At 29.4% G+C, this 23,235-nt stretch carries 21 protein-coding genes; 12 read left to right on the top strand and 9 right to left on the bottom strand.

Annotated elements, in window-relative coordinates; genetic code table 11:
* The first annotated feature begins 6 nt into the window (after window positions 1-6).
* A complete protein-coding gene (locus Q4586_RS04940; RefSeq protein ID WP_068705362.1) occupies window positions 7-609 on the top strand; it encodes a hypothetical protein in 603 nt (200 codons plus the stop codon).
* Between the two features lie 54 nt (window positions 610-663).
* Here Q4586_RS04940 and msrA read toward each other — a convergent pair whose 3' ends face one another.
* On the bottom strand, window positions 664-1,311 hold the full coding sequence (gene msrA / locus Q4586_RS04935) for a peptide-methionine (S)-S-oxide reductase MsrA (protein ID WP_438273380.1): 648 nt from the start codon (window positions 1,309-1,311) through the stop codon (window positions 664-666).
* Window positions 1,312-1,449: 138 nt separating this feature from the next.
* Here msrA and dnaX point away from each other — a divergent pair, with 138 nt between their 5' ends.
* Complete coding sequence (gene dnaX / locus Q4586_RS04930; RefSeq protein ID WP_068705358.1) at window positions 1,450-3,162, top strand: DNA polymerase III subunit gamma/tau; 1,713 nt, start codon at window positions 1,450-1,452, stop codon at window positions 3,160-3,162.
* On the opposite strand, the gene Q4586_RS04925 is transcribed toward dnaX, so the two are convergent.
* Entirely contained in the window at window positions 3,151-4,974 is a 1,824-nt protein-coding gene (locus Q4586_RS04925) for a cation:proton antiporter (protein WP_068705356.1), read from the bottom strand. The genes dnaX and Q4586_RS04925 overlap by 12 nt on opposite strands.
* A gap of 79 nt (window positions 4,975-5,053) precedes the next feature.
* On the opposite strand from Q4586_RS04925, the gene Q4586_RS04920 reads away from it, so the two are divergent.
* Both Q4586_RS04920 and Q4586_RS04915 read left to right on the top strand, forming a co-directional pair.
* Window positions 5,054-5,881: a universal stress protein gene (locus tag Q4586_RS04920; RefSeq protein ID WP_303526875.1), complete on the top strand. Its 828-nt coding sequence runs from the start codon at window positions 5,054-5,056 to the stop codon at window positions 5,879-5,881.
* The gene (locus tag Q4586_RS04915) at window positions 5,881-8,100 is read left to right on the top strand and encodes a SulP family inorganic anion transporter (protein WP_303526872.1); all 2,220 of its coding nucleotides are present in this window, start codon (window positions 5,881-5,883) and stop codon (window positions 8,098-8,100) included. Before Q4586_RS04920 ends, Q4586_RS04915 begins: the two co-directional genes overlap by 1 nt.
* Window positions 8,101-8,188: 88 nt before the next feature.
* On the opposite strand, the gene pbpC is transcribed toward Q4586_RS04915, so the two are convergent.
* Together pbpC and Q4586_RS04905 are read right to left on the bottom strand one after the other, a co-directional pair.
* Window positions 8,189-10,537 carry a penicillin-binding protein 1C gene (gene pbpC, locus Q4586_RS04910; protein ID WP_068705350.1) on the bottom strand — a complete coding sequence of 783 codons (2,349 nt, stop codon included), beginning with the start codon at window positions 10,535-10,537 and terminating at the stop codon, window positions 8,189-8,191.
* Window positions 10,538-10,564: 27 nt separating this feature from the next.
* Window positions 10,565-10,972 carry a hypothetical protein gene (locus Q4586_RS04905; protein WP_303526868.1) on the bottom strand — a complete coding sequence of 136 codons (408 nt, stop codon included), beginning with the start codon at window positions 10,970-10,972 and terminating at the stop codon, window positions 10,565-10,567.
* Window positions 10,973-11,078: 106 nt separating this feature from the next.
* On the opposite strand from Q4586_RS04905, the gene Q4586_RS04900 reads away from it, so the two are divergent.
* Entirely contained in the window at window positions 11,079-12,026 is a 948-nt protein-coding gene (locus tag Q4586_RS04900; protein WP_068705349.1) for a tRNA dihydrouridine synthase, read from the top strand.
* Window positions 12,027-12,075: 49 nt separating this feature from the next.
* Here the strand turns inward: Q4586_RS04900 and Q4586_RS04895 are convergent, their stop codons facing one another.
* From Q4586_RS04895 to Q4586_RS04875, 5 genes are all read right to left on the bottom strand, one after another.
* Window positions 12,076-13,389, bottom strand: coding sequence for a DEAD/DEAH box helicase (locus tag Q4586_RS04895; RefSeq protein ID WP_303526864.1), 1,314 nt, complete (start codon window positions 13,387-13,389; stop codon window positions 12,076-12,078).
* Between the two features lie 142 nt (window positions 13,390-13,531).
* A complete protein-coding gene (locus Q4586_RS04890; protein WP_303526862.1) occupies window positions 13,532-14,173 on the bottom strand; it encodes a response regulator transcription factor in 642 nt (213 codons plus the stop codon).
* Window positions 14,174-14,950, bottom strand: a complete 777-nt coding sequence (locus Q4586_RS04885; RefSeq protein WP_303526858.1) for a sensor histidine kinase — start codon at window positions 14,948-14,950, stop codon at window positions 14,174-14,176.
* The gene (locus tag Q4586_RS04880) at window positions 14,929-15,561 is read right to left on the bottom strand and encodes a hypothetical protein (protein WP_303526856.1); all 633 of its coding nucleotides are present in this window, start codon (window positions 15,559-15,561) and stop codon (window positions 14,929-14,931) included. The genes Q4586_RS04885 and Q4586_RS04880 overlap by 22 nt, the downstream gene beginning before the upstream one ends.
* A 29-nt stretch (window positions 15,562-15,590) precedes the next feature.
* Entirely contained in the window at window positions 15,591-16,265 is a 675-nt protein-coding gene (locus Q4586_RS04875) for a hypothetical protein (RefSeq protein ID WP_068705339.1), read from the bottom strand.
* Between the two features lie 238 nt (window positions 16,266-16,503).
* Here Q4586_RS04875 and Q4586_RS04870 point away from each other — a divergent pair, with 238 nt between their 5' ends.
* Genes Q4586_RS04870 through Q4586_RS04840 form a run of 7 tightly spaced genes read left to right on the top strand, consistent with a single transcriptional unit; the run spans window position 16,504 to window position 23,214 of the window.
* Entirely contained in the window at window positions 16,504-17,562 is a 1,059-nt protein-coding gene (locus Q4586_RS04870; RefSeq protein WP_068705337.1) for a hypothetical protein, read from the top strand.
* 3 nt (window positions 17,563-17,565) lie between these two features.
* Window positions 17,566-18,111: a hypothetical protein gene (locus tag Q4586_RS04865; RefSeq protein WP_068705335.1), complete on the top strand. Its 546-nt coding sequence runs from the start codon at window positions 17,566-17,568 to the stop codon at window positions 18,109-18,111.
* A 19-nt stretch (window positions 18,112-18,130) separates the two neighbouring features.
* Complete coding sequence (locus Q4586_RS04860) at window positions 18,131-19,909, top strand: OmpA family protein (protein WP_303526847.1); 1,779 nt, start codon at window positions 18,131-18,133, stop codon at window positions 19,907-19,909.
* A gap of 5 nt (window positions 19,910-19,914) precedes the next feature.
* Window positions 19,915-20,451, top strand: coding sequence for a hypothetical protein (locus Q4586_RS04855; RefSeq protein ID WP_068705329.1), 537 nt, complete (start codon window positions 19,915-19,917; stop codon window positions 20,449-20,451).
* Window positions 20,452-20,462: 11 nt separating this feature from the next.
* Window positions 20,463-21,413 (top strand): hypothetical protein, encoded by a 951-nt coding sequence (locus tag Q4586_RS04850; protein ID WP_303526844.1) that lies wholly within the window; start codon window positions 20,463-20,465, stop codon window positions 21,411-21,413.
* Between the two features lie 17 nt (window positions 21,414-21,430).
* On the top strand, window positions 21,431-21,916 hold the full coding sequence (locus Q4586_RS04845; protein WP_068705325.1) for a hypothetical protein: 486 nt from the start codon (window positions 21,431-21,433) through the stop codon (window positions 21,914-21,916).
* Window positions 21,917-21,918: 2 nt separating this feature from the next.
* Window positions 21,919-23,214 carry a hypothetical protein gene (locus Q4586_RS04840; protein ID WP_303526842.1) on the top strand — a complete coding sequence of 432 codons (1,296 nt, stop codon included), beginning with the start codon at window positions 21,919-21,921 and terminating at the stop codon, window positions 23,212-23,214.
* The last annotated feature ends 21 nt before the right edge of the window (window positions 23,215-23,235 follow it).

The following is a 23,235-nucleotide window of genomic DNA, read 5'->3' as shown; positions in this document are numbered from 1 at the left end:
TTAACAATGAAAAATATTAAACTTTTAGCAGTATTATTTATCAGTTCAATTATTGTAACTTCTTGTTCTGATAGTGATCCAGAGCACATCCATGATGAAGAATTAATTACAACTATGAAAGTTGTTTTAACTCCTGAAACTGGAGATCCTGTAACTTTAGAATGGAAAAATGTAGAAGATCATGAAGAAGGAGGACATGAAGAAGGAGAGCACGAAGAGGAACATGGAGAACCTGAAATTACCGGAGGTACTTTAATGGCAAACACTACTTATAGTGCTGTTATTACATTATTAAATGAAAATGAAAGTCCTGTTGATAACATTACGTTAGAAGTTATAGAAGAAGCTGAAGAACACCAGTTTTTTTATACAGCTTCAGGTATAGAAAGTACATTTATGTATAATGAAGATGATATTGATACTGATGGAAATCCGTTAGGAGTTAAATTTACTGTAAAAACAGGTGCTACTGGTACAGGTAGTTATACAATTATTTTAAAACATGAACCAACTAAAAATGGTGATAATGTTGCCGATGGAGATATGACAAATGCTGGTGGAGAGACTGATATTGAAGCTACTTTTCCTATCATAGTAGCAGGTAGATAAAACTATTTACGCTTTTATAAACAACAAAAGTTTATTTTTTTTTAATTTCCTCAATTACTTTTTAAGTAATTGAGGAAATTTCTTTTTAAAACGATTCAATCTGGGAATTGAAACATTTTGAATATAAGGGTTTTCAGGATGCATTTTTTCGTAATCTTGATGATAGTCTTCTGCTTTGTAAAACTTTTTTATCTTTTTTACTTCAGTCACTACTTGTCCGTTATAAACTTCGATATTTAGTAGTTTAATTTTGTTTTCAATAATCATTTTTTCTTGTTGATTATTATAAAAAGCAATCGACCTGTATTGCGAACCATAATCAGGATGTTGCCCATTTATTGTAGTTGGATTGTGTGAACCAAAATAAACATCAACCAACGTTTTAAAACTTACTTTTTTGGGGTTATAATACACAGCCACAGCCTCTGCATGTCCTGTTTTACCCGTATTACTACTTTCGTACGTTGGATTTTTTGTAAATCCACCTGCATACCCAGAAACAGCCTCCACTACGCCTATTACACTTTCAAAAATTGCTTCAACACACCAAAAACAGCCACCTGCAAAATAAGCAACCTTAGTTTCTTGTGATATTGATTCATTAATGTTGCTACTCTTTTTTTCTTTAATTCTTGAAAAATTCATCAATAATAAACTGAAAAATAGAATTGCAAAAAATGTAGTTGTTTTAAATCGCTTCATATTATATATATTTTAAACATTAGTCGTACGCAAAGATAAGTTTATACAATTGTTTACAACTTTAGGCTTTCATTAAGAAAATTGTTTGTTAGTTAATATCGGGTTTTCTATTTTTGTTAATATAAACAATGTAAATTAATGGAGCATTTTATAGTATCAGCGCGTAAATATCGCCCTCAAAACTTTGAGGATGTTGTTGGACAGCAAGCCATCACAAATACGTTAGAAAACGCTATAAAAAATAACCATTTAGCACAAGCATTATTATTTACAGGACCCCGTGGTGTTGGTAAAACATCCTGTGCACGAATTTTAGCAAAACGCATTAATCAAGAAGATGCTGAAACCAATGCTGATGAAGATTTTGCTTTTAATATTTTTGAATTAGATGCTGCTTCTAATAACTCGGTTGATGATATTCGTAGCTTAACCGATCAAGTTCGAATTCCGCCACAAACAGGAAAATATAAAGTATATATTATTGACGAGGTGCACATGCTTTCACAAGCTGCTTTTAATGCTTTTTTAAAGACTTTAGAAGAACCGCCTGCACATGCTATTTTTATTTTAGCGACTACCGAAAAGCATAAAATTATACCAACTATATTATCTCGTTGTCAAATTTTTGATTTTAAACGAATCGGTGTTTTAGATGCTAAAAATTATTTAAAAACTATTTGTGCAAAAGAAAATATTACTGCCGATGATGATGCTTTGCATGTAATTGCTCAAAAAGCTGATGGAGCCATGCGTGATGCTTTATCTATTTTTGATAGAGTAGTAAGTTTTTCTGGTAGTAATTTAACTCGCGAAGCTGTTACACAAAACTTAAACGTATTAGATTACGATGTATATTTTAATATCACGGATTTATTGATTGAACATAAAATTCCTGAAGTATTAATGGCGTTTAATAATGTGTTAAGCAAAGGTTTTGAAGGACATCATTTTATAAACGGATTAGCATCACATTTTAGAGATTTATTAGTTGCAAAAGATGAAGCTACCATACCTTTATTAGAAGTTGGCGACAATACTAAAAAGAAATATTTAGAGCAATCTAAAAAAGCTAACATGCAATTTTTAGTTCCCGCAATTGATAAAGCTAATGATTGTGATTTAAAATATCGAGGCAGTAAAAATCAACGTTTGTTGGTAGAATTAACCTTAATGCAAATAGCCTCTATCAATTTTGATGGAGCAAAAAAAAAATCTAACAACTACATAATTCCAGCTACTTTTTTTACTTCTTTATCTCCATCAATAAAGAAAACAGTAACAAATAAAGTTGAAAAACCAGTTACAAATACACCTGAAAAAGTTAAAATAAATCAGGCTGTTGTTAAAGAAAGTGCTCCAAAATCAACAAAACCTCTTTTAAAAAATATAAAGCGACGTAGTTCTGCTTTATCATTAAAAAGTGTACATCAAAAAAAGGTTTATAAAACCATTGACGATGATGATGAAAATTTTGAAAACCACCCTAAAACCCCCTTTACACATGAGGAGCTTAAAGATGCGTGGAAAAAATACTACTTTAAACTACAAGAGCTTGGTGAGCGTAGTATAGCGGCTATATTAGCTTCTGGTGAACCACAATTAGACACATCATTTACCATTATTTTTTCGTTACCTAACGATTTAATGAAAGCTCAATTAGAACGAGGAAAATCTAAACTAACCAGATTTTTACGTGAAAAATTAAACAATTACGGTATTCAAATAAAAGTAGTTGTTAATGAAACCGTAGAAAAAAAGTTTGCCTACACACCACAAGAAAAATACGAAAAACTAAAGGAAATTAATCCCTTATTAGAAAAGTTAAAAAATACTTTTGGTTTAGACTTGTAATTCTTTACCAAGGTAAACTAGCTTCCAATTTTCTATTGTAGTAACTTTCTTTTCGAATTCTGATATTAATAAAATTTCATTATTTTTATTTTTCATTAAAATCGGAATTGATTTCAACTCTGCATAAATTTCATTAATTTTCTTTTTATACTCTTCAATAGAATTTACTGGAGTTTCATGAATCTCAGGAAACTCTCTTACCGTGTCCATTAAATTTAAATAATCATCTTTAATGGTAAATAATTGTGCTTTATTTTCGTATTCTTTAGTAATAATTTCTTGAGAACTTGCTAAACGATACGCTCCTTGTTCACCAAAGGTATTCGAAAAATTAGAAATTGCATATTTGTTAATAGAATCACTACCTGTTACAGATAATAAATATCCTACGTCATTAAACTCAATATTATCGGTTAAATTATCATCATAAATATTTACCTGAAAAGACTCTAAACCTTCATTTTTAGCTTTTTCAATATTATCTTTATTTGAATCGATAATAACAACTCTTCTATTATTTTTCTTTAGATATACTGCTATAAGTCGTGCCATATCTGAAGCTCCAATAATCATAATAGCATTCGATTTTTTTAAGAAAACACCTATCATTTTAGCAAATAATCTTGCAGTGGTTGCGTTTAACAATACGGTACCTAAAACAATCATAAAAACAAGAGGGGTTATATATTCTGCTCCTGCTACACCTTGCTTTAATAACTTACTTCCAAATAACGAAGCAATACCTGCTGCAACAATACCTCTTGGTCCTACCCAACTTATAAATAATTTTTCATTAATTTTTAAATTCGAATTGTAGGCACTTACAAAAACTGCCAAAGGTCTAATTACAAATACAATTAATGCAAAAAGAAGTAATGTTTCCCATCTATATAGTAGCATTAACTCTTCAATATTCATGTTTGCTGCCAAAAGAATAAATAATATAGAAATTAATAGTACACTTAAAGATTCTTTAAAATAAAGTATCTCTTTTAAATTTTTCAACTTACTGTTACCTAATACCATTCCCATTACTACAACAGCTAATAAGCCTGATTCATGAGCAAATATTTCAGATTCAACAAAAACTAAAAGAACAGTAGATAATGAAACTACATTTAATAAATAATGCGGTACCCATTTTTTATTGATAATAAATATTAAAGCATGTGCAAATGTAAATCCAAAAGTAGTACCAAATAAAAGAATTTTTAAAAATTCTAACAATGCTGTTTGTGTAAATCCAGCACCACCACCAACACTAATAAACTCAAAAACTAATACCGCAACCAAAGCTCCTATTGGGTCAATCAAAATACCCTCCCATTTTAAAACTGCGGATACATCTTTTTTTAGCGGAATATTTCTTAAAATTGGTGTTATAACTGTTGGACCTGTTACAATAATTAAACCAGCAAATAAAAAAGATAGCTCCCAACTTAAGTTAAAAGTGTAATGTGCAATAATACCTGCACCAAAAAAAGTAATGCTCGAACCTAAGGTTATTAATTTAGTTATTACAGGGCCTATATTCTTAATTTCTTCTCTACGTAAAGTTAATCCTCCTTCAAAAAGTATAATACTTATGGCTAATGAAACAAAATAATACAGCCCTTCTCCAGGAAACAATCCTTTTTTACCGTTCCAAACAGGCTCTATCCATTTGCTACCATCATCATTAAAAAATTCAGCAGCTATAGGCCCAACAAACAACCCGATTATAATTAAAGGTAAAATTGCCGGAATCTTAAATTTCCAAGCAAACCATTGCGCTAAAATTCCTAATATTATAATTCCTGCCAATTCAATCATAAATGTTATTTTCTTGTAAAAGTAATTTTTTTTTTAACAACAAGAAAATTATATCTTCGAGCGTTTTAAATTTTATACTTTGACAAAAAATATACTTATAGGTATTGCCTTTTCACCCAATTTAAAAGCCAACTTATTTGAAACAATTCGGTTATCAAATATGTTTAATGCACAATTAATTGGTGTTCATGTTGGAAAAAAATCTGACCAAAAGGAAAAACAACTACAACAATTATTAAACGAAGCTCCTAAACCAAAGTTTCCATTAAAAGTTATTTGGCAAGAAGGAAAGCCTGTTGATGTTATTTTACAAACTATAAAAAATGAAAATGTAAATTTATTAATACTAGGTGCTTTACAAAAAGAGAAAATATACAAATATTATGTAGGTTCTATTGCCCGAAAACTTACCCGTAAAGCTCCTTGTTCTGTTTTATTACTCTTAAAACCTTCTGTAAAAAGCGTTGTTTGTAAACACATTGTTGTTAGTGGTTTGAAAGATGAAAAAACTGAAGAAACAATTAAAGTTGCTTTCAATATCTCAAAAGAATTGGGATGTAAAAAAGTAACTATTGTTGAAGAGATTAGTCAGACTGAATTAAATGTAAAAGTTAACGATGATATTTCATTGCGTAAGGCAACCTTAACCAAAGAACGTTTACAAATACGGGAAGACGAACGTGTTCATAAAATGTTAGCATGTATAGATACTAAAGATATTACTATAAATACTCAAAGTATTTTTGGTCGAAGAGGTTATTGTATAGGGCATTATGCAAAAATTAAAAGAGCTGACTTATTAGTAATGAGTGCACCTAAAAAAACAGGTCTTTTAGATCGAATTTTTCCGCATGATTTAGAATATATTTTATCAGAATTACCAACCGATGTTTTAATTGTTAAATAATGAAAAAAGAAAAACGTTTTAAAACATTTTTAAATGAAATACCGCAAAACATTTTTGCTGGTTTTGTTGTTTCTTTAATTGCACTTCCTTTAGGTTTTGGGTTAGCTTTAGCTTCTGGAGCTCCACCAATATCTGGTGCAATTGCTGCTATTGTAGGCGGTATTATTGTAGCTATTTTAGGAGGTGCTAATGTAACAATTACTGGGCCTGGTAACGGACTCGTAGTCGTGGTCTTAGCCGCAATTACAACTCTTGGTGCTGGTGATATGCAACAAGGATATTTATACACGTTAGCTGCCATTGTTTTCTCCGGTGTTATTATGATTATTCTTGGTTTTCTTAGAATGGGATCTTTAGGTGATTTTTTTCCATCTTCCGCTATTCAAGGAATGTTAGCGGCTATTGGTATTGGTATCTTTGCCAAACAAATACATGTAATGTTTGGTAATTTAAACGCCAAAGGAAGTATTATTGAATTACTAATGCAAGTTCCTGGTGGAATTATAAACTTAATTAAAACAGACAATACAAGTGTTTTTTATGCTGGTTTAGTAGGAGTAATTAGTTTATTAATTATGATTTTTTATAGTAAAATTCGTAATAAATATTTTCAATTAATTCCAGCTCCAATGTGGATTGTAGTTTTAAGTGTTGGTTTGTATTATTATTACGATTTGGTTGCGACCACTGCATATCCTATCGATAAAAGTTTACTAATAAATTTACCTGATGATGTTTTATCAAATTTTGCTTTTCCTGATTTTGGTAAAGTATATCAGTTCGAATTTATTAATGCAGTTATTGCCATTACTTTAATTGCAAGTATTGAAAGTTTACTAAGTATTAAAGCGGTTGACAAGTTAGACCCTTTAAAAAGACGTTCAAATATAAATAAAGACATTCGTGCTTTGGGTTTAGCAACAGTTGTTAGTGGTTTTTTAGGTGGATTAAATGTTGTTACTGTAATTGCACGTAGCTCTGTAAATGTAAATAATAAAGGTAGTAATCGATCTGCTAACTTTTTTCATGCAGCATTTTTAATTGTTTTTATTTTACTTTTTGCCACCGAATTACGTAAAATTCCGCTACCTGCATTAGCTGCTATTTTAGTATATACAGGATATAAATTAGCTTCACCTGAAAACATTAAAAAAGTATTTAAAATAGGTAAAGAACAGTTAATTATATTTTTAGCAACTCTCCTTACCACAATTACAACCAATTTAATTACAGGTATTTTAGCAGGAATATGCATAACTTTTATTATTCATATAATTATTAATAAAAACATCACGCTATTTATTAGAAACTTATTAAAACCTAATGTTTTAATGTTTAAAGAAGATGATAAATATTATGTTTCAGTTAAAAACTTTTCTAGCTTTTTAAACTATACTAAATTAAAATCTAAACTAGATCAAATACCTGAAAGTGAAGATGCTATTATCGATTTTTCTTTGTGTGATTTTATAGATCATTCTGTAATGGAAAATCTTAACAATTATGCAGAAACCTTTAAGCGGAAAGGTGGTCATTTTGAAGTAATTGGTTTAGATGGTTATAAAACAGGAAGCGAACATCCGTTTGCTTTACGTAAAAATAATCCTTTTCAAATTCAAGAAAATAAAAATATATTAACAAAAAGACAAAAATCCCTACAAAACATCTGTAGTGAATTAAGATGGAAATATGAAGCTTTTCCTGAAGAAGAAGTTACTAAAATTCCGCATTTTGGGTATTTTAAAACTAGAAAGATTAGTAAAATATCAAATATTTTATCAAATGAAAATTGCTCTTTATTTGATGTTGAATTTTCTGAAGGTGAATTAATTGCAAAACAAGTAATTAAGGTAACCATGATGTATATTGATATTGAAAAATATACACCTGAGTTTACATTAGATAAAGAAGGTATTTTTGAATATATATATCATTTTACTGGTTTTAAAGATATTGATATTGATAAGCACCCTGATTTTTCAAAGCGTTTTTATTTATCAGGAAAAAATGAATCTGAAATAAAACAGTTTTTTTCAGATGAACTTATTTTATTTTTTGAGAGTAACAAATACTATCATATTGAAGGTAATAACAAAGGTTTATTAATAATAGGAAGAGAACGATTAGCTGGTATTAAAGAAATTAAAACATTGGCAGATTATGGTGTTCGTTTGAAAAAAACGGTTTGTGAGAAAAAACTAGAATTTTCTAAAAACTAATAAAAATCCTAGCCCCGATTGTAGCAATTGTTTGAGCTCCTCGCAGAGAGCGAGTGCGGAAAGCGGGAAATAGCTTCTGATAATTAATTTATAATATTTCTAAAAATCGGGTTTTCTCGTTTCCTAAATTATCAATCACGATAATTTTGTGATTCCCCCTTTTCGGTGTTATCGCTAGTTCATGATATTGAGAAGTTTCACCTATAAAAACATCGTTTAAATACCAATATAAAAGAGCATCTGCATTGGCATGTGTAACTTTTAAAATCACAGGATTTACTTTATTATTTAGCCCTTTTGTTAACGATATTTTTGAACGATATTTTGTTGGAAACACAAAATCCATCGTGTTATTTAGCAACTCATTACAATCTTTTCTATAGTTTGGCAATATACTATAATCTGCATTTTTTTGTTGATAATAATGTGCCATTAAAGGTGGTAAAACAAACCAAGTTTTGGTTTTCATGTTAGCAACCGATTCACAATTAGAATTTACTTGGTGTTTTTCTGAAAGATCTACCGTAATTTGTTTGTGGTACGGGCAAGGTTTTGCTCTCACACCGTTTTTGGGTATTCTTTTTACAACTGATTTACAAATAGGCAATGCCAAATAGCCGCTTTTTTGACAAATATTTTCTTCAACTAAAGCTTCATAGGGTTCTAAAAACCAATTCGATTTTGGTAACACATCAAAAACATTAAACATTAAAGGAGCCGCACTACCTACTCCTGTTAAATCGGGTCTTCCTTCTCCGTCTGAATTACCAATCCAAACTCCAACTACGTATTTCGGAGTAACACCAATTGCCCAAGCATCTTTATTACCAAAACTGGTACCTGTTTTCCATCCTATTTTTTGCGAAGAATCAAAATATTTCCAAGCCTGATCGGTAAAAGGCCTGTTAACTTCTGTTAATGTATTTAAGGTTGTAAAAGCAACTCCAGCATCAATATGAGTTTCATTTTCTTGAACGTTTCCAAAAGATATTTTATCTGACTTTATATAACTAGGCTCTGTAAATTCATTCGAATAATAATTATGTTTTGTTTGTTCATAATGATTTATAACACCTGCATAACTTGCAAAAGTTTTACATAAATCCCACAAACTAGCTTCTGCCCCACCTAAAATTAATGACAATCCATAATAATTAGCCGATTTATTGATGTCTCGAATCGAATATTCATTTAAATCTGCTCTAAATTTTTCTAATCCATATGATTGTAACATTCGTACTGAAGGGATGTTTAGCGAACGAGTTAATGCTTGATTTGCAGGAACAGCTCCATCAAAAGATAAATCGAAATTTTTAGGCGTATAACCCGCTATTTCGGTAGGCACATCTGCCACTAATTGCGTTGGTAAAATTGCTCCCGATTGTAACATTTGTGCATATAAAAAAGGCTTTAAAGTACTTCCTGTACTTCGTGCAGAAATTACATTATTTACATTTTTTTGATGTGCTTTATCAGTTGGGCTATTACCTACATAACTTAATATTTTTCTGGTTTTAACATCTAAAACTAAAACCGCCATATTATAAACTTCATTTTGTTTTTGACGTTCATAATGTTTTTTAACTAAACTATTTACTTGTTTTTGCAAATGAATATCTAAAGAGCTTTGCAACTGTTTCCCTTTGTGTTTTTGGGCTACTTCTTGTACAAAATGTGCTGCTAAAGTGGGTAAATTATAGGGCTTTTTAGGAATTTCTTCTAACAACGATAACTCAAAAGTAGTTTTATCAATAATAGCTGTTTCATATAATTTTTTAAGCAATCTGTTTCGTTTTTCTTTTAGTATTTGTTGATTTTTACCCGGATATATCAACGAAGGTGCATTTGGTAAAACAGCTAAAGTTGCAGTTTCTGCCCATGATAATTGGTGTGATTGCAACCCAAAATAACGCCAAGAAGCCATTTCTAACCCCACTACATTTCCGCCAAAAGGTGCGTGTGAAGCGTATAATTTTAAAATTGCTTTTTTTGATAATCGAAATTCTAATCGTGTTGCTAATATTAATTCTTGAAACTTTTCAAAATAAGAACGTTTTTTGTTTTTACGTGATAATCGAATTACTTGTTGCGTAAGTGTACTTCCGCCACGAATTACCTTTTTAGCTTTTACATTTTCAACAAATGCTTTTCCAATAGATACTGGATTAAATCCGAAGTGATTGTAAAAATAAGCATCTTCAAATTGTAAAATACATTGTTCAAATTTTACTGGAACAGAGTCTAATTCAGGAAAACGCCACTGCCCATCATCTGCAATAACTGCTCCTAATAATTCATTATTTTTGTCAGTAACTACGGTTGCTATTGGAGTTACAAATAGTTTTTTAGGTAAGCAGTAATAGTATACAAGTGATAGTATGCTAATAAATAGTAGCTTTAATTTATGTTTCTGTATGGTGTAAATAACTTTATTCATTTGCAATTAGTAAATGTACAATCTCTCTTATTTTTTTAATTTATTGCCAACCTTAATTTGAAAGTTAGCAAGTGTTAGAATAATTAAAATTTCAACTAAAAAATAGCTATATCCTAAAAAAGTAATTTGTTTATATCTGTTTAATAAAATCACTACTGATACAAAGCAATATAAGATATTAAGATAGGCTATTGTTTTTAAAAATAATTTGAGGTTGTTTTTTGCTTTTAAATAACACAGAATATCATAAACAGCAAAAATAATTGGAAATAAAATTAATAAGTACAATACTGAAACAGGAACTCCAAATAAATTTTTAAATTTTACCAAAACAACTCCTAATAAAAAGGCTGACAATAATGCTCCCATAGCATCTATTAAAAATAGTTTTTTAGGATTTAGATAAACTTTTTCTAATAAATTATACAATTTCATTTTTTTTATCATTTATTTTTTGATGCAGGTGTCTTTAACAAAAGTATATCGTTTACAGTTAATTGTAAACCATAAGTAAGTTATATTTGCAACTTATTAAATATTTATGAGTTTTACCCTACTTTCATCACCCTTACAAGGTTTTACCGATTTTCGATTTAGAAATGCACAGCATAAATATTTTGGAGGTATTGATACGTATTACGCGCCCTATATTCGTTTAAACGGAAAAATGAAAATTAAATCGAGTTATGAACGTGATTTATTACCTGAAAATAACGATACCTTAACCGTTATTCCGCAAGTAATTACCAACGACCCTGATGAGTTTTTATTTGTTGCTAAATATGTGCAAACTTTAGGTTACAAGGAATTGAATTGGAACTTAGGTTGCCCATACCCAATGGTTACAAAATCGGGAATGGGATCTGGATTGATTTGTAATCCCGCAAGAATAGATGAAGTTTTGCACAAAGTACATAACGAAACTAATATTGTAGTTTCTATGAAAATGCGAATGGGTTATGAAAACAGCGAAGAAATATTACACTCCTTCCCTATTTTAGAGAAATATCCTTTAAAAAATATAGCTATTCACGCACGAATAGGAAAACAATTGTATAAAGGCGGTGTTGATTTAGATGCTTTTCAGAAATGTATTGATGTTTCTAAACATCAACTATATTATAATGGAGATATTACTTCTGTCGATGGTTTTAAAGCAATGCAACAACGTTTTCCGAGTATTACACATTTTATGATTGGTCGTGGTTTAATTGCCGATCCGTTTTTACCACAAATGATTAAAAATAACACAACCGAGTATCCGAAAGATAGATGGAAACGTTTTGGCGAGTTTCATGATGAAATTTATCAACAATACGACGAATATTTATCTGGACCAACGCCTATTAAAATGAAAATGTTAGGTTTTTGGGAATATTTTTCGCAATCTTTTTCTGATCCACGTAAAACCTATAAGAAAATTAAAAAAGCTACGAATCCTAAAAAATATCAAGCTGCTGTGAAAGAAATTTTGAGTAGTGAGAGCTAAAAAAAAGTAGTTACAAATTGTAACTACTTTTTTTAGCTCTAAATTTAGTTTAAGCTAACGTAATACGCACTTTTTTATTTTTTAAACGTCTATTATTTAAGTTTTCAATTAGCTGTTTTACTTCTGTTATTGGGACAGCAATAAAAGCACAATCTTGTTTTAATTCAATTACACCTAACTGTTCTTTGGTTAAATTTCCTTTTTTAAAGAACAACCCTGCAATATCTCCTTTCGATATTTTATCTTTTCTTCCTCCCGAAATAAATAACGTTTCCCAATATCGTGGTTTTAGTTTTTCTTTTTGAGAAATATCAGCATTTGGTATGTTTTTAAGAAACTCTGGCAAACTTTCTTTTTGCCATTTTAAAACATACGCTGTTCCTTTTGCATTTACTCTGGCTGTTCTACCATTTCTATGCGTAAATTCTTCTATTCGTTGTGGCAATTCGTAATGAATAATATATTTCATTTCAGGAATGTCAATCCCTCTTGCAGCTAAATCAGTCGCAATTAAAACTTGACTTGTTCCGTTTCTAAATTTTATTAAAGAACGTTCTCGATCTCTTTGTTCCATTCCTCCAGAAAAACAACTGTGTGCTATTTTATTTTGTGTTAAAAAAGCACTCACATCATTAATACTTTCTTTTAAGTTACAAAATATAATTCCTTGCTGATTTCCTAAATGTTGCAGCAATTCAACTAAGGTTTGGTTTTTATTTTTTGAAGAAGAAATAACTGTTTTTAAGGTTAATTTTTTGGGTTTTTTACCTGTTAAATAATTCAACATCGTTGGATTGCTTAAGCCAACAAATGCAGGGATTTCAGCTTCCTGCGTAGCAGATGTTAAAATACGTTTATTTATATTAGGTAATTGATTAATTATTCCTCGCATTTCATATTCAAAACCTACTTCTAATGATTTGTCAAACTCATCTAAAATTAAGGTTTTAATACTATCTTTAGCAAAACGATTATTTGCAAAATGGTCTGAAATTCTTCCAGGTGTACCAATTAATATACTTGGTATATGTTTTAATTCCGTCTTATCTTTTGCCATCGATCGTCCGCCATAAACAGCATTTACTTTTAAACCTGTACCCATTTCACGAATTACCTGTTCTATTTGAATCGCTAACTCTCTTGATGGTACTAAAATTAAAACTTGAATGTCTTTATTATCAGGTTCAATTAACTTTAAGGTTGGTAATAAAAAACCTAGTGTTTTACCGGTACCTGTTGGCGAAAGTATTACTGTATTGGTGGTTTGATCAATTGTTGAAATAGCTTTTTGTTGCATTTCATTTAACTCATAAATATTTAATTTTGCTAAAATATCTTCTTGTGTTTTCAGTGTCATTGCCATAATTATTATATCTATGAAGTTTTTATAAGAGCTGCAAAGATAGTTAGTCTTTTTAAAGCTTTTATAAATAACTCGTTTAATCTAGCACAAGATATTTATTTGATTCAAAAGACTAAATCAAAATTTTGAAAAAAACATTTTATTAACCATTTATAAATCCATTTTTTAAAGCATATACAGCTAAGCCTACTCTAGTTTTTAATTCTAATTTTTCAAATAAACTATCTCTATAGTTTTCTATAGTTCGTGGGCTGCAAAACATTTTTTCAGAAATCTCCCTGTAGTTCATTTCGGTAACTGTGTACTTTAAGAACTCTATTTCACGGTCAGTTAATTTTATTTTTTGATTAGCTTCAGAACCATCACTAATACTGTCAAAAATTTTACTAGAAGCCCATTCTGGAAAAAAACGCCCTTTTTCAATGAGTTTTTTAAGTGCTTTTTCTAAATCGGTTGGATATACATTTTTTAGAAGATAGCCTTTTGCACCATTTTTAATCATTTTAATTAAGCTAGATTCATCATCTTGCATGCTTAAAGCCATAATTAAAATACCTTTATGTGTTTCTTTAATCCATTTAGCTGTTTCAAACCCATCCATAACTGGCATACTAATGTCTAATAAAACAATATCAGGAACTCCTTTACTATTAATTTTATCTTGAAAATCTTTTCCGTTTTCACAAACATATAAAACTTCAAATTCTTCAAAATTTGAAATAATATTACTTAATGCTTGTGCTATTAAAATATGATCGTCAATAATAACAATAGTTTTTTTCATTTATATGGGGATTTCAATGGTTAATTTTGTGCCTACCTTTTCAACACTTTCTAATAATATATTACCTCCAATTAATTCAGTTCTTTTTCTAATATTTTGAAGTCCTATACCATTTGATTTTACTGTTTCAGATTTAAAACCAATACCATCATCTTCTAATATAAAACGTATAATAGTATTAGAAATATGTAGTGAAATAAAAATATTCTTACACTGCGAGTGTTTTATACTATTTTGAAGGAACTCTTGAGTGATTCTTAGTAAGATACTTTTAATTTGATAAGAATCTAACTCGATATCGATATGTTTCGAAAACTGAGCATTACATTTTTTTAAATCATTTACCTTTTTACATTCATTTTCAATAAGTTTATCAATTGAATTATTTTTAATAGAGTCATCGGTTAAAGATTTTGACAATTGCCTTAATTCTTGCAATGATTGATTAATAATGTCATTGATACCTTTAATATTTTCGTTAATTTCAGGAGCTTTATTTTCAAAAATTAATTGTTGTGTGTATATACTTGCTAATGTTAATTTTTGACCAATATTATCATGAATTTCTTGCCCTATATACTGCATTGTTTGGGTTTGAATTTCAAGTTGAGTTTCTAATAACTCTTCTTTATGTGTTTCATCAATAGCGTAAATTTGCTGTAAATGCGCTTTCTTTTTCTTTTTATACTCTCTAATAAAAATGAATATAGCTCCTAAAAAAGTAATAAAAATAACATTAAATAAAATTAAAGTTATTATGATTTGTGTTTTCCCCATATAAAAGAAGCTATAAATAATAAATACATCATACAATTAGCTATTAAAAAATATAAATAATATGCATTCCAAATTCTTATATATGGCGTTTTTGCTAACTCATAATAAAAAGCAGTAAACGGATAAGTACCTACGTAAAATAATACAATCGCTATATTTATATAAAACATTTTATTCTCTTTAAATTCAAGGATATTATCCGTTTTAATTTGCTTAATAAATTCAAATACAACTAAGAAAATTAATATAATACTTCCCATTGTTAAATTTATAGAATAAAGTGTTATTATTTTTTTATTATATAATTCCAAAGGAATAAAAGTTAATAAATATATGAAAGATAAAATTAAAAAGAGTTTTTTGTTTTTTAGAGATTTATAAGCATATAACCAATAGAGAAATAAATATTGAAAAGGAATACCTATAAAAGCATAATAACTTTGTTTTCTTATACTTAAAAAAGACGAATTAAATTTCCAAAAAAACTCTTGGATAAAAATAAATACTAAATACACTGCAAACCATTTCCAGTACGTTTTTTTTAATTTATTAATATAAAGCAAAGCAACTAGGGCTGAAAAAAACTCTAACCCTAGTAATATATCATTCATATATGGATATAATTTATACATGTTTTTTTTTAAGAGAAACCTTCACCTGAACCGATTACAGGTGGTATTAAACTTCCATGATTTTGAGACCCTGTATTACTAGAAGAACTTCTTGAGCTTTTACTTCCACTTAATGCTGCTGTTCTGGTTTGTGCCCCATTATTTAAATACGCTTCGTTTTTCTTTAAACTTGTAGTATATGTTTTTTCATCTAATGGGTTAAAGTCAAAATCTACTTCTCCTCTACGAATAGTTGGAATCATAACTAAAGTATGTAATTTTTCATATTTTTCAGTAGTAGAGTTTCCTAAAAAATCTGACAAATCAGTAAAAGGTCTTTTCCATGTTTCCTTTTCAGGATAACGAGAATAATACATACGTATTCCTAAACTTTTACTAGGTACTTTATGTTTTTTTGCATTCATTTCTGTATGGTAAATAAACGCTTTCAGAGTTTCTAATTCAAACCTAATGGAATGAGCATCATTAATATTTAAACTACTGTTAATCTTTGCTAATTGATTGTTTTTATAACCATTTACCATTTCATGAACTAAAGGTACACTTAATTGATTCATTGGTTCAGATGAATAATCTAAACAAATACTGGTTTTAGATGTATGTATTGGTTTTTTTGGTGGGTACTTATAAATATAAATACCGAAAGCAATAACTGTAATTGCTAATAATAAAGATGTAATCATAGTTCGTTAATTTTTAAGTGTTAAATATAATTTATTAAGACACAAAGAAACAATTTTCTTCAAATTCCTTTCAAATTTATAAAACCTAAAGGCATAGGGTTAAACAACCCTAAAGTTTAAGGTTTATTTTACAGTGTATTATACGTTTATCAAACGTCTAATAAACATAAATATATAGTGAAGTTTGTAAAACTCAACAGTAAGCAACTGTATTATAAACTTTAACAAAATTATTTAAATGGAAAACACTGTAATTATCAATTCTATTGGAACCGCAAATCCTAGTGTATCAAAATTATTAGCCGACTCTTTTAAAATGCCACAAGAATTCATTTTAAAAATGTTGTACAATGCGCCTTCTGTTTTATTTCAAAAAATAGATTTAGATTTAGCCGAAAAAGCAGCGTCAACATTAACTAAACTTGGTTTAGATGTACAAGTAACTGATGAAAAAGAAAAAGTAGAAATCAGTAAAGAACAAGTGGAAATCAGTATTTATTTTGATGATATTATTAAGTTACCTAATGTAATTCATCAATTATCTGAATTTTTAGGTTGTAAACAATCAGAAGCTTTAAACATGTTACTCGCTCAGCCTGGTATTGTTTTAGGTGGTGTTTCTAAAGCTACCGCAGTTGCATTACAAGATCGTTTAGATGCTTTGGTTTGTTATTCTAACCCTAGAAATGATCTATTTAGTATTTATATATCTGATAAATTTGCTAAAAATGATTTAAAAAGACTTACTACTAAAATTAACAAACCACTAGAAACCTTAGTAAATGGGGCATATATTTTAAAAGATTTAACTTTTACTGAAAGCAGTAACATTTGGAGAGAACATCAATCTAAAACAGGAATTCGTGTAATTAACCAAACACATCAATTAGTTACTATTAATTTAACTTCTTTTGATGTTAATAACACACAACATGTTTCTTTTTTAACAGATAAAATTGGTATGCCTTCAACTATTTTATCTGATTTAAAACAACACTTACCTATTACTCTTTTTGATCGTATTAGTAATCAATCTGCTCAAAAAACAATAAAAAAATGTAATGAAATTGGTATTGAAATTTCTGTAGAAAATAATTTTAAAACAACAAGAGAATTAGTTGTTGATGAAATTAAAGATCATGCAGCTGTTAAAAAAATACTAGCTCAATTTATTGATGTAAGTTCTTTTAATGAAAATACAAATCACTGGAAAAGCAGTACTAAAATACCTGATTTAATAGCCAATTATTTATATGCTCAATTAGTACTACTAAACTGCGAACCAACACTTATTTAACTTATGGAAAATAAAAAAATGTTGCATTTTAGAATTGCCGAACGTGGTAAAATGCACGCCTTAGATAAAAATTATAAAGAAGCTTTACGTCATTATAAAGAGGCTTTACGATTAACACAAACACAAAAAGATAGCGAACTCTTTTTTCAGCATTATAGTCAATGTGTTATGGAAGCTTTAGAGCAACTAGGTTCTTATGATGAAGTTATATCTTTTTGTAAAAACTACAGAGATTTTTTAGCTGATAAAGAAACCAATGTATTGGTAAAAAAACACAATGCTTTTGTTTGTGAAAGACAAGCCATACAACACATCTTGAAAGAAGAACAAGAAGAAGCTAAAACATTATTAACAAACGCACAAAAGGAAATAGGAAAAGGAAAACATCCTATAACTGATGAATTGTTAAACTGGCTTTTAAGAGGTTATAAAATAAACAAAGATCAGGTAACCCGATTACAAAAAAAACACAATTATTTTATAGTGAGAAAAGAATCTGTAAATCCAAAAATAGCCATGGATTTGCCCGAGGGAATTTCTCCTTTTTAACCATTAAAAACAATTAAATATGGCAAACATTAACACACTTGATCAAGGTGCCAAAATACTACAAAACGTAGATGTTAGTAGTATTGTAACTGGGCTAGCCTTAGGTATTGCTGACGCGCAAGAGCGCTTAGATACCAATTCCGTTAAACAAATTACCAGGCTTTCTGAAACAAAGGTTGGTAATAAATCTCTATTAGAATTAGGGTTTCAACCTGCTTTTTATTCTTTCGAATACGCAGATGTATCTGCTTCTATTAGCTTAAAAATGACAATTCAAGAAGACATTGAAGTTGATTTAAGTATAGAATATGACGCTAGTAAAAAGAAAGGCTATACAGAAAAACATATTCAAGATATTGAAAATAGCTATCAGGAAGAAAAGTATAAAGAGTTTAAAAGTAGTAGAAAATATTGGACAACTTTATCTAATGAACACACACTTAAAGTAAATCAAAGTACTGTAAATACTAGTAAAGAAACTGGTAGCATTAACAGGCTTGAAGAAACTGCTGAAAACTTATCGTCAGACTCAGAAATACAGAGAGTAGATTCTAAAATAATTGAAACTAAAGATGTTGTTAACGCTAGTAGCAGCAATGATATAAGAACACATAATTATAATGGCTTTGGTATGTTGTCCATGCTAAATTATTATGCAGAAGATACAGGTATTCTTAAATTTAAAGACTACTCTAATGTAAGTATTAAAATTAAAGGAACTACTAATGCTAATACTATAACTATAGATAAAACAAATTTAGCAGACAATTTAAATGTTATCGTTAACAGTAGCTTTAAGTTTGGTATACAACATGAAGACAAACTAACTGTTTTTTTCGATTTTTCGAAACACCATGCTATTGATTTTACGTACAGCAAAGGTACAAGTCCAAAAAACACAGAAAACCTAAAAGATAAACTTAGAGCTTTAGCTTTTATTATGCTAAACGATGCTGATGTTACTGTTAAAGTAACAGGTCATACAGATAGTGTTAGTAGCGATAATTTTAATAATGATTTGGGGCTAAAAAGAGCCAATACGGTAAAAAATTATTTGATAGCTTTAGGTGTTAATGAAACTCAGGTAATAGAAATTAATTCTGAAGGTGAGCAAAAAGCTAAAACTAATGTTGGTGACAATAAAAATGATGCTGATTACCGAAAGGCTGTAATTGAAATTGATACTAATGGCAACGAATATATTTTTGTTGAAGGCGGCGATTTTAGCCAAAGCAACTCTGCTTCCATAGTTACAAATTGGGCTACAGCAACATCTGGTATTATGCAAAAATACGCAGCAACTGCTGCTAATACTACACTCAGTTTTGTAATTGGATCTGGTAGTGATGTTAATATAAACGAGACTATAAATAGTCTAGCTGAAGTAAAAACAAAATTAGATAATACGAATAAGTTTTACGCTCAAGTTTCTGGCGATGTGGTGTATTCTCTAAGAAAAGATGCCAAAATAGAATATACCCTATTTTCTAACGATACTGAAGACATAACGATTGAAGATAAATCGTCTAACACCCAAAACTCCAGTAATAATAACGACTCGTTAAACATACACAAAGTAATCAATAGTGAATATTTTGCAAAATCTGACTTAAAAAGTATTAAAGACCCAAAAATTTCTGCCTTAAGCGGTTCTTTAGATGTACGTTATGCAAGACAATTTGGAGTATCTGTAGAAGGAAACGCTTCTGTTTCTGCTCGCATGATTTCTGTTCCACCTCCTACTGGTTTAGAAAACTACATTGAATCATTAACTGGTAATACAACTTCTGGAAGCTAATAATTATGAGCGCAGCACCACAAGTTATACAACAAATCACCAATGCACCTCTACCATTTATGTTAGAGAAACTAGGTGCTTCTATTGCCAATGCACAAGCTGCATTAGATGCTAATTCTATTCGTTTAGCGAACGAAATGGCAACTATTAAAATTGGTGTAGGTGACGAAGAACACAACCTAATAAGTCTTGGCTTTGCTCCTACTTTTTATGCTTTTACAGAAGCTTCTTTTGAAGTGAAAATGGAGTTCTCAGTAGCAGAATCTGAAAGTTATGGTGGTTCTTTAGGTTTTAACTACGGAAACAGTTCTAACTCAAATACCAATACTAACGCAAGTGCAAACAATGCCAACAATAGTTTTAGTGCAAATAATGACAGTACAGAAACCCAAATGTTCGGAATTTCTATATCTGCTCATTATGCACGTAAGTTTTCTGTTTCAGCAGAGGCTTCCTCTTCTATTGCTGCAAAAATTGTATCGCTACCAGCACCAGATGTATATTATGAAATATTAAAATCAACAATAACAAAAGACAAATAAAAACAAAAAATATGTTTAGAAAAAATCCTAGTATAGGACAAGAATTATTAGACGTTCCGATGGGCGATATGATTCGACAAATGGCTTTTTCCATAGCCGAAGCACAAATGGCATTAGACTCTAATTCTATCGAAGTTGCTGAAATGATGGGAGGACTTAAAGCTGTTAAAGACACTATAAAAGATAGTAATGGAAACGAACAAGAATTTATAAATTTTAAAGATAGTCGTGTATTTTTTGGTAAAGAAAAAGTACAACTAACAGATGCGGTCGAACTATATAACTCAAATAACGACCAAGCATATCAAGCTGCTATTGAAGCTAAATTTAATGGTGACACAGAGGCGGGTTATGATAGAGAGGTTATTGATGTAAGTGCCGCTCCTTTAGATACTGGTACAACTTTTACGCCTGATAGTCAAAAAAATCCAGAAGTTTATTATAGGGATAAAGCCAATACTAAATGGTACCAATACAAAGGAGATACATATATTGAGCTGGATGGGACTAATGGAAAAGCTGTTCCAGTAATTGTTCCTGGTAAAAAAATGGTTATTCCTGGTAGAGGGACTAGAGAAGTTATGTTACCACAGCGTTTATCTATGTTAGAGCTAGGTTTTTCTCCTACTTTTTATCAATTTGTAGATACTATGATACGTGTTAGTATTTCTATCAAATTTACAAGAGAAGGTTCTTCATCATTTTCTTATGATCGTAAAACAGAAAGTAAAAACAATAGTGGTGGTGCAAGTGTTAATATTTTCAAAGCTAGAGCTAAATATAATAATAACAGAACTGTTACCACAACACAAGTAAATGCAGGGTTTTCACAAAAATTTAGTTATTCAGCAGAAGGTTCTAGTATTCTACAAACCAAATTAGTACCTATTCCACCTCCTGCTATTTTAGATGAACGTATTCAACAACAAATGGAAATTGCGCGAGAAGAATCAGAATCATAATTTAATAACATACTAAAATGGGACGTATAACGAAAGAAATTTTAAATGCACCTTTACCAGAAATGGTAAAAACACTTGGTATAGGAATCGCTCAAGCACAACGTGCCTTAGATAAAGTATCTATGGAATTGGCAAAAGAGTTGGTAGATACAAAAGTGGATATGGGTGGTGAAGAATATAGTTTGCTTTCCCTTGGTTTTACGCCTACATTTTATCAATATGTAGATACTGTTTTAGAAATGAAAATGTCTGTTTCTATGAGTCAAACTACAGAATTTGGAGTTTCTACGTCTGTAAGTGCTGGCGTTAATGTAGGCTTTGTTGCTGTTAGCGCATCTGTTTCTGCTAGTTTTTCACAAAAATATCAATACTCAGCAGAAGGTAGTTCAATGTTACGCACCAAGTTGGTAGCAGTACCAAATCCACCTGTGTTTGAACAGCGCTTACGTGCAATGATAGCAACTGAACTTGAAGATAAAAGAAACAAACTAAACACTCCTTAAAAATGACTAAACATTGGAAACAGTTTATAAAGCAAGAAGAACTGGCTAAAAAATCGGTGAAAGATGAAGATGCTGAAAACGAAAAATTTTCTTTATCAGATTTAATACAACCTGCCACTAATGATAAATCGTTAGAAGATATTGCTGCGTCCAATGTTAATTTAAAAAGCTTATTAGAGGAGCAAAAAGAACTAGAACAAAACATGAATGCTCTTACTGGTAAAAAAGAAGAGCATTCTTCTACCAACAAGGGCTATGATACTGAGATAAAATCTATTTATCAAAAAAGAAAAGAAGAGTATAAAGAAGCAAAAAAAAAGCTAAAAACTCTTGAAAGAAGAAAAAATAAAGTTAAAGAAAATAGTAATCTAAATAGAAAGGAAAAGGATTTTTTTAATGTAGATTTCATTGAAAAAACACAAAAAAAATCTACAAATCTATTATCTAAAAAAGAAAATAAAAAAGAAGAATTCTCTAGTAAAAAGAAGCAATCAAAAGCTTTACTTAAAACTTTTTATAATGTAAAAAAGACAGCTAAAAAAGTTACAAACGTTAGTAGTAATGCTTTAAAAAATATAAATAAAGTTGATGAAAATCTGGCTAAATTTTCTAAAAAACTTATTCTTGTCAATGAAAAGAAAACGAAAATTCCTGAAGAAATAAAAAAGATTACTAAAACTATAGATAACACTTCTAAAACAATTAAAAAAGTAAATACTGTAGCTAATGATATTTCTCAAAGTTTAAATAAAATAAACGATTTACTTTCTAATAATCTTAATACCCAAAAGGAAACATCAATAAACAACTCTTTTTCTAAAACTATTAAAAAAACAAGTACAATTACTAAAACTGCTGAAAAAACAATAGACACTTTTAATAAAATAGATAAAAAGAAAACAGTTTTTGTTAAAAAAGTACAACAAAACGAATTTAAAACCCCATTACCATCAAAAAAAAAGAATACTGAAAATATTAATGCTTTAAACAAAAACTTGAACAAAGTTAATAACTTTTACAAAACATCAAAAAAACATTTAAATAAAACGAATACAACTGTTAATAATCTTTTTAATAATTCTGGTGAATTAAATAAATTAGATAAGAATGAAAAAGCTTCATTAAAGTTAAATTCCTTAGACAAAATATTCAATAAAAAAGAAGAAAAAGCTTCAAAAGGATTTAATACAATTAATATTTCAGAGATATTTTCTACTGCAAAAAAAGTCAAAGAATTTGCAGATGAACTTCCAACCAAAAAGGAAGCAAAATCTACAAAAGATCCTTTTTCATTCTAATTTACATACCAAATAAATATC

The organism is Tenacibaculum soleae, from assembly GCF_030549005.1.
Taxonomy (GTDB): domain Bacteria; phylum Bacteroidota; class Bacteroidia; order Flavobacteriales; family Flavobacteriaceae; genus Polaribacter; species Polaribacter soleae.
The sequence above is the reverse complement of the archived record's forward strand: the minus strand, read 5'-3'. Positions and strand labels throughout refer to the sequence as shown.